The sequence below is a fragment of the Bacillus sp. EB106-06-01-XG163 genome (genome assembly GCF_058791615.1).
Genome location: NZ_JBYTDS010000001.1, coordinates 398,663 through 411,610 on the forward strand (window position 1 = coordinate 398,663; position 12,948 = coordinate 411,610).

Genomic DNA, 12,948 nt, shown 5'->3' on the forward strand with positions numbered 1-12,948 from the left:
TTCCGCTTGAAGGCCGTAAAAAAACACCCCGGTCTATAGACTCGGGGTGCGGTTAAAGAGAGAAGCAGCGTACAGCTTCTTCCCGTTATAACCCTTCCAAGCCTCTCTGGACTTTCTTTAAAAGGTTTTACATATGATTTTGTTTTTCTGATGCAATCGCGTCTTCTTCATTTGCATGCGGCAGGATGAGGTTCAGGATGACTCCGACGATTGCCGCAAGCGCCATGCCGGATATTTGGAACCCGCCTTTTGATACTTGAATAAAAGCCCCTCCGACGCCGATCACGAGGATGACGGATGTGATAATTAAATTTCTCTTGTTTTCATAATCAATGTTGTTGTCAATCAGCATTCTTAAACCGCTGGAGGCGATAATTCCGAAGAGCAGGAAGGAAACGCCTCCCATAACCGCGGACGGAACAGAGCTGATCAGCGCTGATACTTTTCCGATAAACCCGAAGCACAGCGCAATCACACCCGCGCCGCCGATGACAAAGACGCTGAAAACTCTCGTAATTGCCAGGACTCCGATGTTCTCGCCGTATGTCGTCGTCGGCGGGCCGCCGATTAACGAAGCGATGATCGTCGCAACACTGTCCCCCATTATGGAGCGGTGCAGTCCCGGCTTTTTAATGAAATCCTGTCCGACGACTTTACTCAGCACCATTTGGTGGCCGATATGTTCTGACATCGTCACGAAAGCGACCGGCACCATCGCAGCCGCAATGCCCAACGTCACTGACGGCGTATAGTCTTTGAAAGGGATGATAAATTCAGGAACGGCGAACCATTTTGCATCAATGACCGGCTGGAAATTGACGATGCCCTGTGTCAGCGCAAACAGATAGCCGCCTATAATGCCGATCAATACCGGAATCAGGCTTAAAAATCCCCGTAAAAAGATGGCGCAGATAATGGTGATGGCCAAAGTGACGCCGGCTACACTGAAATGTTTCAAGCTGTAGACGAGTTCCTTTGCATTCGGATCGGCATACATTGCCATATTGACGGCTGTGCTTGCCAGTCCGAGGCCGATGACGATGATGACCGGCCCGACGACCACCGGGGGCAGCAGCTTCATCAGCCACCCCGTTCCAAGCTGCCTGATGAGCAGTGCGATCAGGCCGTACACAATTCCCGCCAGGAAAGCGCCGACCATGGCAGCCCCCGGCCCTCCCGTCGCCTTCACCAAGATAATCGGTGATATAAAGGCGAATGATGAGCCGAGATAAGCGGGAATCTGGCCTTTTGTCACCAAGAGATAGGCGAGTGTCCCGATTCCGCTCGTGACAAGCGCCACTGCCGGGCTCATTCCGACCAGTTTCGGCACGAGTATGGTTGAACCGAACATGGCGAATAAATGCTGCAGGCTGAATGACAGCCAAGACAATGGATTGGGGACGTCCCTGACTCCCAGGTTTACTTTTTTCTTACTCATGGCGTTTTCCTCCCGGTTGACTTTCAAATGGTATAAAAAAACCTCTTTGCTTTTTGCGCAAAGAGGCATACAAAACCCGGCCGCGTCGATCCGCCCGGCTTTGTGTTTTAAAATCCTCTTTGCAAACTCTCTGGAATGCATTTAAAAAGGGTGATTATTCATTTTCGTAAATGGCGACCATATCAGTCTGATCAACTTCGCTCAGCTGAACCATCACTTTTTCAGCTTTTGAGGTCGGAATGTTTTTCCCGATATAGTCCGCTCTGATCGGCAGCTCCCGGTGCCCTCTGTCGACAAGCACGGCAAGCTGTATCGATGACGGCCGTCCGACATCAACGAGGGCATCCATCGCCGCTCTCACCGTCCGGCCGGTATAAAGCACATCATCAACCACAATGACCTTTTGGTCTGTAATATCGGCCGGAATGTCCGCGCCTTTTACAAGCGGCTCTTCATTGCTCGTTTTTTTCGTGAGGTCGTCACGGTAAAGGGTGATATCGATTTCCCCGACGGTGACCGGATTCCCTTCAATCTGTTCGATCCGCTCGGCCAGCCGCTTCGCTAAATAAATGCCTCTTGTTTTAATCCCTACAAGAATGCAGTCATTCATTCCTTTATTCCGTTCGATCATTTCATGAGCTATCCTTGTCAGCGCCCGCCTGATCGCCTGTTCGTCGAGAATAACAGCTTTTTGATTCACTCGTGACACCTCTCCATTCGTATATAAGAAGAAAAAACCCCTCCTGCCAGAGCATAGAGGGGTTCCTTTCCAGGACGAAGACACACGTGTATCTCTTCTGTCCTATCCGTTATCCTTCTCAGCCTCTCTGGACTGTGTTAAAGAATCTATTCAGCTTGTTTTTATTATTTCAGAAAAGAAAGTCGCTGTCAATGGCTATTTCTTAAATGTTCAATGAGTTTTTTCATATCTTCAGGAAGGGGCGCTTCAAACTCCATGTATTCTCCCGTCCGCGGATGATCAAAACCTAATATTCCGGCATGAAGCGCCTGACCATTGAAATCAATGGTTTTTCTCGGTCCGTACTTCGGATCGCCTGCCAAAGGAAACCCGATATATTTCATATGAACACGGATCTGATGCGTTCTTCCGGTCTCAAGACGGCACTCTACGAGCGTGAAGTCTTGAAACCGCTCAAGCACGTGGAAATGCGTGACGGCGTTTTTGCTGCTTTCTCTTGTTACGGTCATGCTTTGACGGTCTTTTTTATCTCTACCGATCGGAGCGTCAATCGTTCCGTCATCATGTGAAATCAACCCGTGGACAACCGCTTTGTACTTTCTCGTCACGGTTTTATTGACGAGCTGATTAACGAGTGATTCATGCGCCATATCGTTTTTAGCGACCATTAACAGACCGGAAGTATCTTTATCAATCCGGTGGACGATTCCCGGGCGCATGACGCCGTTAATGCCGGAAAGGTCGTTGCAGTGAGCCATCAGTCCGTTTACAAGCGTCCCTGTCACATGGCCGGGCGCCGGGTGTACAACCATGCCCCGCGGTTTGTTCACAACCAAGACGTCCTGATCCTCATAGTAAATGTCCAAATCCATCGGCTCTGCAAGCACGTCCAATTCTTCCGGTTCAGGAATGGTGACGTTTACCTGATCGCCGGGCTGCATTTTGTAGTTCGCTTTTACGGATTTGCCGTTAACGGATACCAATCCCTCTTTTACCCATTGCTGCACTTGAGTGCGTGACCAGTTTTCTCCCGTTGAAGCCAAAAATTTATCAATCCGTTCGCTCTTTTGTTCAGGCTGAACGGTTATCTCAAATTGATTCATGTTATTGCTCCTTCTTTTTCCCGCTGTCAAACAGCATATGAATAAATAAAAGTATTACACCGACGCACAGTGAGGAGTCCGCGATATTAAAAATCGGATAGTGATAATCCACGATGATGACATGAATAAAATCCACCACTTCCTGGCGCGCCGCCCGGTCAATAAAGTTTCCGGCCGCACCGCCCAGCATTAAACCGAGAGAAATTCCGAGTAACATCTGCCCTTTTGCATAACGCTGTATGTAATAAACGATTCCGATAATCACGGCGATGGTAATGACGTAGAAAAACCACATTTGGCCGGCTAAAATCCCCCACGCCGCTCCCGTGTTGCGATGAGATGTGATATAAAGCACCTGATCGATGACAGGTATGCTTTGTCCCAATTCCATATGGCTGACGACAAGCCATTTGGTCAATTGGTCGGCAATAATAATAAAAAGAGCGATAAGATAATAAAGCACACACGTTCCTCCAGTATACAGTTACTTTTATCCTTTATGAATTTTATCAGTAAAAGATGCCAGAGTAAAGGCAGATCATAAGCGCATGCAAACAGACGCTGTCATTCATACAGCGCCTGATCATATGCATAATCTCCGGGTTCCCAATATGGAAGGGTTTTCTTTTCAAATTGAGCGGGATAATAAAAATCATCAGCGGTTCTGGCCGTCGGCAACACCGCAAGTTTTTCAATCGGAATGGGGTCGCCTGTTTTTTCACAATAACCGTACGTATTGTTTTCAAACTTAGACAGGGCAAGAAGAACGTCCTGAAGTTCTTCTTTTACATGATAGATCAGAGTTGCTTCTTGGTCGTTCATTGAAGGTTCAACAGATGCTGACATTTGAAAGCAAGAATATTCGAATAATCTTGATTGAAGTTCTTCTTTCATCATGAGAAGCTCCGTGTGGATTGCGGTCAGTTGATCATTCATTCATCACAACTCCTGCTCTTGATGTTATAGCTTTATTGTTGCCCCCAGGGCGCCATTTGAAGCCCATAAGATTTTTCCTGTCGTTCTAATCGATGACATTAGTGGCATGTAAAAAAAGCGCCCGGCTGTCACCGGGCGCTTTCTCATTCATTATTTTTGATAATATTTTTCAACGATTTCCGCATTGCGCAGTGATAATGTCGGATATTTCGGATTGGCTCCGACATCTTTAGAAATTACGCGGGAACGCTCACACATCTGGCCTTCCGCTTTTTCTACGGTCATTTTTCCTGTTGTGAAGCTTTGCGCGTTTTCCGGCGCTTCACTTTCGTCTTTTACTGTCAGTTCTGAGACGATAAACAGCTGCGCGATGTTTTCTTTAATGGATGACAAGAGGTCGCGGTTTTCTTTGTTCGGATACAAAGTCAGGCTCGCTTCCAATGATCTTCCGATAATTTTTTCGTTACGGGCTGTTTCCAAAGCTTTCAGTACGTCGTTTCGAAGCTCCATGAAGCGGTCGAATTTTTCTTCTATCGCTTGACTGTCCGGAACAGCAATGGTTTCCGGCATATCTGTCAGCTGCACGCTCGCTTCTTCAACAAATGATAAGTGAGACCACATTTCATCCGCCGTGTGCGGGAGAATCGGCGCCGTCAGCTTCACTAACGCCAGCAGCGTTTCATAAAAGACGGTCTGCATGCTGCGGCGGTCCGGATGATCCGCATGCTCGATGTACACAACATCTTTTGCAAAATCAAGATAGAAGGAGCTGAGCTCGATCGTACAGAAATTGTGAATGCTGTGATAAACAACCGCAAATTCATATTCATCGTACGCTTTTTTCACCTTATCGATCAGCTTATTCAGCTTGATCAGCATATATTGATCCACTTCGCGGAGATCTTTTACATCAACGGCATTGACGCTTGGATTGAAATCGAACAGGTTGCCGTGAAGGAAGCGGAACGTGTTGCGGACTTTCCGGTATACTTCCGCGACCTGCTTCAGAATATCTTCAGAAACCGGGTGATCGGCCTGATAGTTTACGGAAGATACCCATAAACGCAGAATTTCAGCTCCAAGCTGTTTTGCGATTTTTGTCGGGTCAATCGTATTGCCGAGTGATTTACTCATTTTACGGCCGTTTGCATCAAGTGTAAATCCGTGGCTTAATACGCCTTTATACGGCGCTTTGCCGGTGACTGCAACAGCGGTGGAAAGAGATGAGTTAAACCAGCCGCGGTATTGGTCAGAGCCTTCAAGGTATAAATCAGCCGGACGGACAAGATCATCACGTTCTTCAAGAACAGCCTGATGGGAAGAACCTGAATCAAACCACACATCCATAATGTCTTGCTCTTTCGTGAAGATTCCGTTCGGGCTTCCCGGATGTGTAAATCCTTCCGGCAGAAGGTCTTTTGCCTCTCTTTCAAACCAGACGTTTGAGCCGTGCTGTTTGAACAGCTCAGACACGTGTTCAATCGTTTCGTCAGTGATGATCGGCTCACCGTTTTCTGCATAAAATACCGGGATCGGAACGCCCCAGACGCGCTGTCTTGAGATACACCAGTCACCGCGGTCGCGCACCATGTTGTAAAGGCGCTGTTCGCCCCACTCCGGCACCCACTTCGTTTGTTTGATGGCATCAAGCAGATCGGATCTGAAATCTTTAATTGACGCAAACCATTGCGCTGTCGCTCTGAAGATGGTCGGTTTTTTCGTTCTCCAGTCATGCGGATAGGAGTGTGTAATAAACTCGAGTTTCAAGAGCGCGCCGTTTTCTTCAAGCTTCTCCGTGATCGGTTTATTGGCTTTATCGTAAAACATTCCTTCAAAGCCCGGCGCTTCGTCGGTCATGTTTCCTTTTTCATCAACAGGGCACAGTACTTCTAAGCCGTACTTTTGGCCGACGATAAAGTCATCTTCCCCGTGGCCCGGGGCAGTATGAACACAGCCTGTTCCGGCATCGGTTGTGACGTGGTCACCGAGCATGACGAGTGAATCTCTGCCGTACAGCGGATGTTCTGCAGTGATGTATTCTAATTCTCTGCCTTTATATGATGCGACAACTTCAGGATTTTCAAAGCCGCATGCCTCCGCTACGTTTTCGATCAGTTCAGCAGCCACTACATAACGCTTGTCTCCAACCTTGATGACATTGTACTCAAGATCAGGATGAACGGAAATTCCGAGGTTGGCAGGCATCGTCCACGGCGTCGTCGTCCAGATGATGAAGCTTTCTCCGTTTTCCAGAACGCCTTTACCGTCTTTCACCTTAAACGCAACATAAATAGACGCGGAACGTTTGTCCTGATATTCAATTTCCGCTTCTGCTAAGGCAGATTCACTTGAAGGCGACCAGTTGACCGGCTTCAGACCTTTATAAATATAGCCTCTTTTCGCCATCTCGCCGAAAACGCGGATCTGCTGCGCTTCAAATTCAGGCTGAAGCGTGACATACGGGTTTTCCCAATCGCCTCTGACGCCGAGACGCTTGAATTGTTCGCGCTGTCTTTCGATCTGCTGCCATGCATAATCTTCGCAAAGCTTGCGGAAATCAGCGACGGACATTTCTTTCCGGTTTACTTTTTTGTTTTTCGTCAGCGCCGTTTCAATCGGCAGTCCGTGCGTATCCCAGCCCGGCACGTACGGTGCGTTGTAGCCGCTCATTGATTTATAGCGGACGATGAAGTCTTTCAGGATTTTGTTCAGGGCATGGCCCATGTGGATGTCTCCGTTTGCATAAGGAGGTCCGTCATGCAGTACGAATTTCGGGCGGTCTTTCGTCCGTTCTTGAACAAGACGGTAAATGTCCTGCTCCTCCCAGTCTTTTTGCATGTCCGGCTCACGATTCGGCAGATTTCCGCGCATCGGAAAATCTGTTTTCGGCATTAACAGCGTATCTTTGTAATCCATTTTCATTCCTCCACAACATTTTTCAGAAAATAAAAAAAGCCCTCTCATCCCATAAGGGACGAGAAAGCTTATCTCGCGGTACCACCCTTTTAGAAAAAACGGATCATCCGTCTTTTCCTCTCGAACATCGTAACGTGATGGAACGTCCTTTCCTACTCTCGGTTCAGAAAGGAAACTAAAGGGCTGATCTGCATGATTCCGGCCATCCCGGGCTTTCACCTTCCCCGGGTCGCTTTATAGCCTGTTTTGAGTCATGCCGGTCCCTTTCAATCGTCTTTTCATCTGAATTTATGAACGTATTATATTCGAACGGGCCGGAGAATGTCAAGAAAATCAGAAAATTATTCTTTTTCCTCAAATACCGCGTCGACTTCGTATTCCAGCAGATGATCCCAATCATCGTTCTTCAGCAGGTCGAGCTGCGCTTCAATCAGCATTTGGAAACGTGTTCTGAAGACTTTAGACTGTTTTTTCAGCTCTTCGATTTCCATTGCGATTTTTCTTGATTTGGAAAGCGACTCATTGATGATGCGATCAGCATTTTTTTCTGCTTCACGGACGATCAGCTTCGCTTCTTTCTGCGAGTTGCGCTTTACGTCTTCTGCGGCTTCCTGGGCTACGAGAATTGATTTATTCAGCGTTTCTTCGATATTGGCAAAGTGGCCGATTTTTTCGTCCAGCTCGTTCACTTTCGCCTCAAGCTCCGTTTTTTTACGGAGTGCGATTTCGTAATCTTTTCTGACCTGCATTAAAAATTCATTTACTTCATCTTCATCATATCCGCGAAAACCTTTTGTAAACGTTTTGTTATGGATATCATTCGGCGTTAATGGCATATTGCCACCTCCATTTTTACATTTCAGTACGGTTATCTAGTTCACATTATAAAACAAATACGGCACAGATGGAGAAAAAAACTGAAAAAACGACTCATTTTTGCCGTTCAAATGTAACTTTCCATTTGTCTTTTTTCGTTTTTCCGTCAACTTTCGCCAAACTGCATCGTCCGAAGCCGCGAATCGAGAGCATGTCCCCTTCAGCAACCTGATAAGACGGATCTTCAATGGCTTTCCAATTCACCTTAACGAGCCCGTTTTTCACAAGCGCCTGCGCTTTCTGCCGGGATTGCCTGCTCATTGAAGCGCAGACGGCGTCGAGACGCAATGAAGAAACCGTGTCATCCCTTATTTCGACATCTGAAGCGGGAATGTGAAGAGCGGAAAGCTCGATTTTCTCAAGCTTTACCGGCGCTTTGCCCGCCTTGGTCAGCTGAGTGCTGACAAAATCGGCGATTTCACCGGAGACGATCAACTGCACGGCTTCCTCAGAGAAAATCAGATCGCCGTATTTCTGCCGCTTTAAGCCGATCCCCATTAATGATCCGAGAAGAGAGCGGTGGTCAATGCTGACGAATTTTTCAGCGTATTGAACGTCAAAAGCCCGAAGCTCAAAATCATCCTGTTCAGGTTCCATATATTCAGGGTATAAAATCGCGCGTTTGCGCTCAGCTCTGTCATATCCTCCGAAAAACGCAAGACCGCAGGCGTCGCCGATAACGGCTTTTACAATGACCTGTTCTCTGGGATCTAAGAAATCAGTCAGCTTCATCCGATACTGGTCCAGGACAATCTGTTTCCATTCAAGCGCCTGATCAATAAAAGGCCGCTCGTCTTGTCTGAAGTGCTGGTAAATATCGCTCATGTTCTTTCCTTTCTATGTAAAGAGGCTTGGCTGGTGCCAAGCCCGTATCAAACTGTCGCATTCAAGTATACATTGCGATCATGCGGTATAGGCCCCAAAGTCCCGTCGTGGCAAACCGAAGCACGATAATCGCTACAATCGGGGATATATCCAGCATGGCAATGGGCGGAATGATCCTTCTGAACGGCTCTAAATACGGTTCGCAAATCGCTGCGAGAAACCGTCCGACCGCCGTTTCTCTCGTACTCGGCACCCATGACATAAAGATATAGATGATCAGGGCAAACGAGTAGATGTAAATTAAATAACTCAGAACGGAAAAAATTTGATAAAGAATCATCCTGCTTTACCACCTCTGATGTTCGTCTTCATTTATAAGCTCCGAAATCGTGCCGGAAACGTCGACATTATCAGGCGTGCACAGAAAAATATCTGAACCGATTCTCTGAATGTCGCCGCCGATGGCGTAGACGGTACCGCTTAAAAAGTCGACGATTCTTTTCGCCTGATCATGCTGGATGCGCTGCAGATTGACGACAACCGCCCGCCTGTTCTTTAAATGATCGGCGATTTCCTGCGCTTCCGCATATACACGCGGTTCACTCAACACCACTTTAGAGGATTTCTGAACACTTTGCAAGCTTACTACGTTCTGCTTGCCCTGCGGCTTCTGAGCGTAAGCAGGCTGTTTATCTTTCTGCTGTTCATGCTCTTCCGGATGATCCTGCTCCGTTTCAATGTATTCGTACTCGTACTCCTCCTCATCCATTGAGAAAAAGTTTTTCAGTTTATTTTTCATGCTCATTTGTTTACACCCCCCGGTTCATTTCCGACTAATGAAGAGCCGATTCTGATAAAAGTTGCGCCCTCTTCAACAGCGATTTCATAATCATTTGACATGCCCATTGACAGTTCCCGGCACGGTGCGTTTGTCTGATTCAGTTTTTGCACCTGATCCCTCAGATCACGCAATTGCCGGAAGCAGGCTCTGATCGTTTCTGTATCGTCTGTCAGGGGAGCCATCGTCATCAGGCCCTCTACAGAAATGTTTCTAAACTCAGAAAGCTCTCTGATAAAGGGGATGACCTCCTCTGTTTTTAAACCGTGCTTAGACGGCTCAAGCGAAGTATTCACCTGCACAAAACAGCGAACCGCATGCTGCGCCCGTTTTTCAATCTCTTTTGCCAATGACAGTCTGTCTAAGGAATGAATATAAGATACACGGTCAACGACGGCCTTCACCTTTCTGGACTGAAGACTGCCGATAAAGTGCCACTCCGGGCTGCCTTTGATGACTTCCTGCTTATGGATAAGCTCGGCATCCCGGTTTTCTCCCAGACTTGTAATACCGGCATCAACGGCCTCTTGAGCCCTTTCGGCTGATACGTATTTTGTAACCGCGATGACGGTAACATCTTCGGGGCTTCGGCCCGATCTGTTACATGCTTCGTTTATTCTTTCGTTTATATGTCGTAATTGATCAGCAACACGCAAGATCTTACGCCTCCTTCATTCCGATAAAGGACATCATGCGTCCCGTTTTCCCTTTGTCGCGGCGGTGTGAAAAGAATAGTTCACGCTCTCGTTCGGTGCATAAACCGCTGACTGAAATGTTTTCTTCCGGAATGCCGCAATGTATCAGAAGAAGACGGTTGACCTCTTTTAAATCAAGCTGATACTGGCCTTTTTCCGTTTCGCATATGGCGGATTCAGCCGTAAAAGGCAGCGCCCGCACTTCATTGATGACGCGGTCGTCGACTGTATAGCTTCCCGCGCTGATGGACGGACCGATGACAGCCTGAATATCTGTTAAACGGGAGCCTTCTTCGTTTACCCAGCGTTCCGTCATGATGCGTCCGATTTGTTTGACCGTCCCCTTCCATCCGGCATGGGCAGCGCCGATAATGGATTTCACCGGGTCATAAAAATACAAGGGCACACAGTCCGCAAAACAAAGGGCCAAAAAAAGATTCGCATCTTTCGTGTAGAGCCCGTCCGTCCCGCGGAATGCGGAAGAATAGTCTCTCGCTCCTTTTCCTTTATCCCCGGCTGTCACGCGCCGGACGCGGTTTTCATGTGTCTGGTCGGCGAACACCCAGGAATCCAGATCAGTACCGCATAAGGACGCTATGACTTCACGGTTTGTCACAACATCATGAGCTTCGTCCCGGACGTGCAATCCGGTATTTAATGACTCATACGGAGGATTGCTGACCCCGCCGTTTTTCGTTGTGAATCCGGCGATGACCTTTGTGTTAAGCTGATTCACACAGTTCCAGTCTTCTATCATGAGTGCCGAGGGGGTGGTAAGACTAAACGGGTGATATGTATTCATGGAGATCCAACCTTTCGACAAACATTAAAAAAGCGTAATTTCCCACTCATTTTAACACAATTTTAAGCATACGTTTAGCGGCTGATTGAAAAATGAGATAAATAAATGTGCCGGAAACATTGAGATTTCCGGCTTTTTACAAGTAAAGGGAGGATTACGCTCCCCCCTTTGGTTCGTTTACACGCACTAAGATGACATCTTCCCCAATTTTAACTATATTTCGCCAAGGAATGATCATTTCCTCTTCTTTTCCGAAAAAACCGAGAACTTTTCCGCTGCCGCCTAAAATAATCGCCTGAATTTTTCCCGTTGTCACGTTAATATCAATATCACCGATGCTTCCGAGTTTTTTTCCGTTCGACACGTTTACCACATCTTTTATTTGAAATTCAGATATGCTGATCATGCGTATCACGCCCTTTGCCCGTTCTTTTTCCTATTATATGAACGGCCGGGCTGAACCTTGTCACATCGGGCAATCTTTTTTGCGGCTGCACCAGGCGAGGATAAATCTCAGCATAATTTTCGTATAGTCCATAAGCTCATCAACGGACACTTCCTCGTTTACGGAGTGGGCGTTTTTTAAATCGCCGGGACCGTATATGACGCTCGGAATCCCGGCATGATAAAGCCACCCTCCGTCAGTTACGGTTTGGGAAACATCAATGACGGGCTCCTGTTTTCTGACGGCTGAGTGTGATGCAGCCAAGACAGAAACTGCCGGATGATCCGGGTCGATTTCCAGCGCCGGGAACACCTCTCCTCTGTCTTCAATCATCGAAGATCCGCCCCATTTGAACACCGGCCTGTTTTCTTTGAGCCACAGATCACTGTCAGCGACACGATTAATATAGTCTTCGATTTCTGCGGCTGCTTGTTCGTGCGTTTCGTTCGGATAAAAGTGGACGGTGATCCATAACCGGCATTCATCGGCGACAAACGCTGCGTGTCTTCCGCCTTCAATGACGGCAGGGTTGATCGTATTGGTGCCGGGCGCAAAACCGGGATAGCTTTTCGTTACCGCCCAGTGGCGCTCCAGCTCTCCCAAGGCAGCGATGATTTTCGCCATTTTTTCGATGGCGCTCGCTCCGAATGTGCCTCCGCCCGCATGAATCATATTGCGCCTCATGCCGTCATGAAATGTTTGTTTGCTTTTCAATTCTATCCAGCCGGTGATGACACCGCCCTGCCCTTGAATATGCAGGCTGCTCGTATCCGCGACAACCGCAAAATCCGCGTGATAGCCGCGTTTGCAGCATTCCAGCGTCCCCGCCTCACCGACTTCTTCTCCGATTACAGACTGTACAATGAGGTCGCCCGGAAGCTCAATGCCGGCATCATGGATCAGCTTCAGAGAGAAGAGAACACACGCCAAACCCCCTTTCATATCAGCGGCGCCCCTTCCGATCAGCATGCCATCTTTTACGTGCGGCTGAAACGGGTCAGAGTGCCAGTCTTCGCCCCCGGCTTCTGCCACATCAATGTGTCCGTTTAAAATCAGGCTTTGATGCCTGCTTGAATCTGTCCCTTTTAAAACACCGACTACATTCGGGTCTTCCGGATACACATCCCACATATCGACCGAGCAGCCCGTTTCTTTTAAAAAGCCGGCCACCCACTTTTGGGCTTCTGCCGTATTTCTTGCTGGCGGGGCCGGAGTCGGAAAGGCTATCAATCTTTCAGCAATATGTATGAAGTCGTGCCGCCGTTTCTCCGCCTGGTGTAACAGCATATCAATCTGATGCATTGGAAATCTCCCCTTTGGCTGTATCAAAAAAACCGTTTCATTCATGAAATGAAACGGGTAAAAAACGGGTCT

At 47.8% G+C, this 12,948-nt stretch carries 14 protein-coding genes and 1 other annotated feature; all 14 genes read right to left on the reverse strand.

Translation table 11 applies throughout. The features are described 5' to 3' along the window. Positions 1-127: 127 nt before the first annotated feature. Complete coding sequence (pyrP, locus tag AC3WTF_RS01555) at positions 128-1,438, reverse strand: uracil permease PyrP (protein WP_007409727.1); 1,311 nt, start codon at positions 1,436-1,438, stop codon at positions 128-130. Positions 1,439-1,592: 154 nt separating this feature from the next. After that, positions 1,593-2,138, reverse strand: coding sequence for a bifunctional pyrimidine operon transcriptional regulator/uracil phosphoribosyltransferase (gene pyrR, locus AC3WTF_RS01560; protein WP_003154392.1), 546 nt, complete (start codon positions 2,136-2,138; stop codon positions 1,593-1,595). 188 nt (positions 2,139-2,326) lie between these two features. After that, a complete protein-coding gene (locus AC3WTF_RS01565) occupies positions 2,327-3,241 on the reverse strand; it encodes an RluA family pseudouridine synthase (RefSeq protein WP_042635177.1) in 915 nt (304 codons plus the stop codon). A gap of 1 nt (position 3,242) precedes the next feature. Beyond that, entirely contained in the window at positions 3,243-3,704 is a 462-nt protein-coding gene (gene lspA / locus AC3WTF_RS01570) for a signal peptidase II (protein ID WP_003154398.1), read from the reverse strand. 101 nt (positions 3,705-3,805) lie between these two features. Then, positions 3,806-4,177, reverse strand: a complete 372-nt coding sequence (locus AC3WTF_RS01575) for a TraR/DksA family transcriptional regulator (protein ID WP_020955793.1) — start codon at positions 4,175-4,177, stop codon at positions 3,806-3,808. Positions 4,178-4,327: 150 nt separating this feature from the next. Then, on the reverse strand, positions 4,328-7,093 hold the full coding sequence (gene ileS, locus AC3WTF_RS01580; RefSeq protein WP_020955792.1) for an isoleucine--tRNA ligase: 2,766 nt from the start codon (positions 7,091-7,093) through the stop codon (positions 4,328-4,330). 51 nt (positions 7,094-7,144) lie between these two features. Continuing rightward, positions 7,145-7,373, reverse strand: a binding site (T-box leader). Between the two features lie 61 nt (positions 7,374-7,434). Beyond that, positions 7,435-7,929, reverse strand: coding sequence for a septum site-determining protein DivIVA (divIVA, locus tag AC3WTF_RS01585; RefSeq protein WP_003154406.1), 495 nt, complete (start codon positions 7,927-7,929; stop codon positions 7,435-7,437). Between the two features lie 94 nt (positions 7,930-8,023). Beyond that, entirely contained in the window at positions 8,024-8,794 is a 771-nt protein-coding gene (locus AC3WTF_RS01590; protein WP_007409722.1) for a YlmH family RNA-binding protein, read from the reverse strand. Between the two features lie 61 nt (positions 8,795-8,855). Next, positions 8,856-9,134, reverse strand: coding sequence for a YggT family protein (locus AC3WTF_RS01595; protein WP_003154408.1), 279 nt, complete (start codon positions 9,132-9,134; stop codon positions 8,856-8,858). Positions 9,135-9,140: 6 nt separating this feature from the next. Beyond that, positions 9,141-9,599: a cell division protein SepF gene (gene sepF / locus AC3WTF_RS01600; RefSeq protein ID WP_007409719.1), complete on the reverse strand. Its 459-nt coding sequence runs from the start codon at positions 9,597-9,599 to the stop codon at positions 9,141-9,143. Further along, positions 9,596-10,288 (reverse strand): YggS family pyridoxal phosphate-dependent enzyme, encoded by a 693-nt coding sequence (locus AC3WTF_RS01605; protein WP_012117511.1) that lies wholly within the window; start codon positions 10,286-10,288, stop codon positions 9,596-9,598. Before AC3WTF_RS01605 ends, sepF begins: the two co-directional genes overlap by 4 nt. A gap of 4 nt (positions 10,289-10,292) precedes the next feature. Then, positions 10,293-11,129 carry a peptidoglycan editing factor PgeF gene (gene pgeF, locus AC3WTF_RS01610; protein WP_014304972.1) on the reverse strand — a complete coding sequence of 279 codons (837 nt, stop codon included), beginning with the start codon at positions 11,127-11,129 and terminating at the stop codon, positions 10,293-10,295. 154 nt (positions 11,130-11,283) lie between these two features. After that, on the reverse strand, positions 11,284-11,535 hold the full coding sequence (locus AC3WTF_RS01615) for a YlmC/YmxH family sporulation protein (protein ID WP_003154415.1): 252 nt from the start codon (positions 11,533-11,535) through the stop codon (positions 11,284-11,286). A 60-nt stretch (positions 11,536-11,595) separates the two neighbouring features. Then, on the reverse strand, positions 11,596-12,876 hold the full coding sequence (locus tag AC3WTF_RS01620) for an acetylornithine deacetylase (RefSeq protein WP_492314162.1): 1,281 nt from the start codon (positions 12,874-12,876) through the stop codon (positions 11,596-11,598). Positions 12,877-12,948: the final 72 nt, after the last annotated feature.

What these genes read in the sequence shown, in the direction of transcription:
- AC3WTF_RS01620 (WP_492314162.1), bottom strand. Translation starts at nt 12,876, where the DNA reads ATGCATCAGATTGATATGCTGTTACACCAGGCGGAGAAACGGCGGCAC.
- ileS (WP_020955792.1), bottom strand. Translation starts at nt 7,093, where the DNA reads ATGGATTACAAAGATACGCTGTTAATGCCGAAAACAGATTTTCCGATG.
- AC3WTF_RS01590 (WP_007409722.1), bottom strand. Translation starts at nt 8,794, where the DNA reads ATGAGCGATATTTACCAGCACTTCAGACAAGACGAGCGGCCTTTTATT.
- sepF (WP_007409719.1), bottom strand. Translation starts at nt 9,599, where the DNA reads ATGAGCATGAAAAATAAACTGAAAAACTTTTTCTCAATGGATGAGGAG.
- divIVA (WP_003154406.1), bottom strand. Translation starts at nt 7,929, where the DNA reads ATGCCATTAACGCCGAATGATATCCATAACAAAACGTTTACAAAAGGT.
- AC3WTF_RS01615 (WP_003154415.1), bottom strand. Translation starts at nt 11,535, where the DNA reads ATGATCAGCATATCTGAATTTCAAATAAAAGATGTGGTAAACGTGTCG.
- AC3WTF_RS01595 (WP_003154408.1), bottom strand. Translation starts at nt 9,134, where the DNA reads ATGATTCTTTATCAAATTTTTTCCGTTCTGAGTTATTTAATTTACATC.
- AC3WTF_RS01575 (WP_020955793.1), bottom strand. Translation starts at nt 4,177, where the DNA reads ATGAATGATCAACTGACCGCAATCCACACGGAGCTTCTCATGATGAAA.
- pyrP (WP_007409727.1), bottom strand. Translation starts at nt 1,438, where the DNA reads ATGAGTAAGAAAAAAGTAAACCTGGGAGTCAGGGACGTCCCCAATCCA.
- AC3WTF_RS01565 (WP_042635177.1), bottom strand. Translation starts at nt 3,241, where the DNA reads ATGAATCAATTTGAGATAACCGTTCAGCCTGAACAAAAGAGCGAACGG.
- pgeF (WP_014304972.1), bottom strand. Translation starts at nt 11,129, where the DNA reads ATGAATACATATCACCCGTTTAGTCTTACCACCCCCTCGGCACTCATG.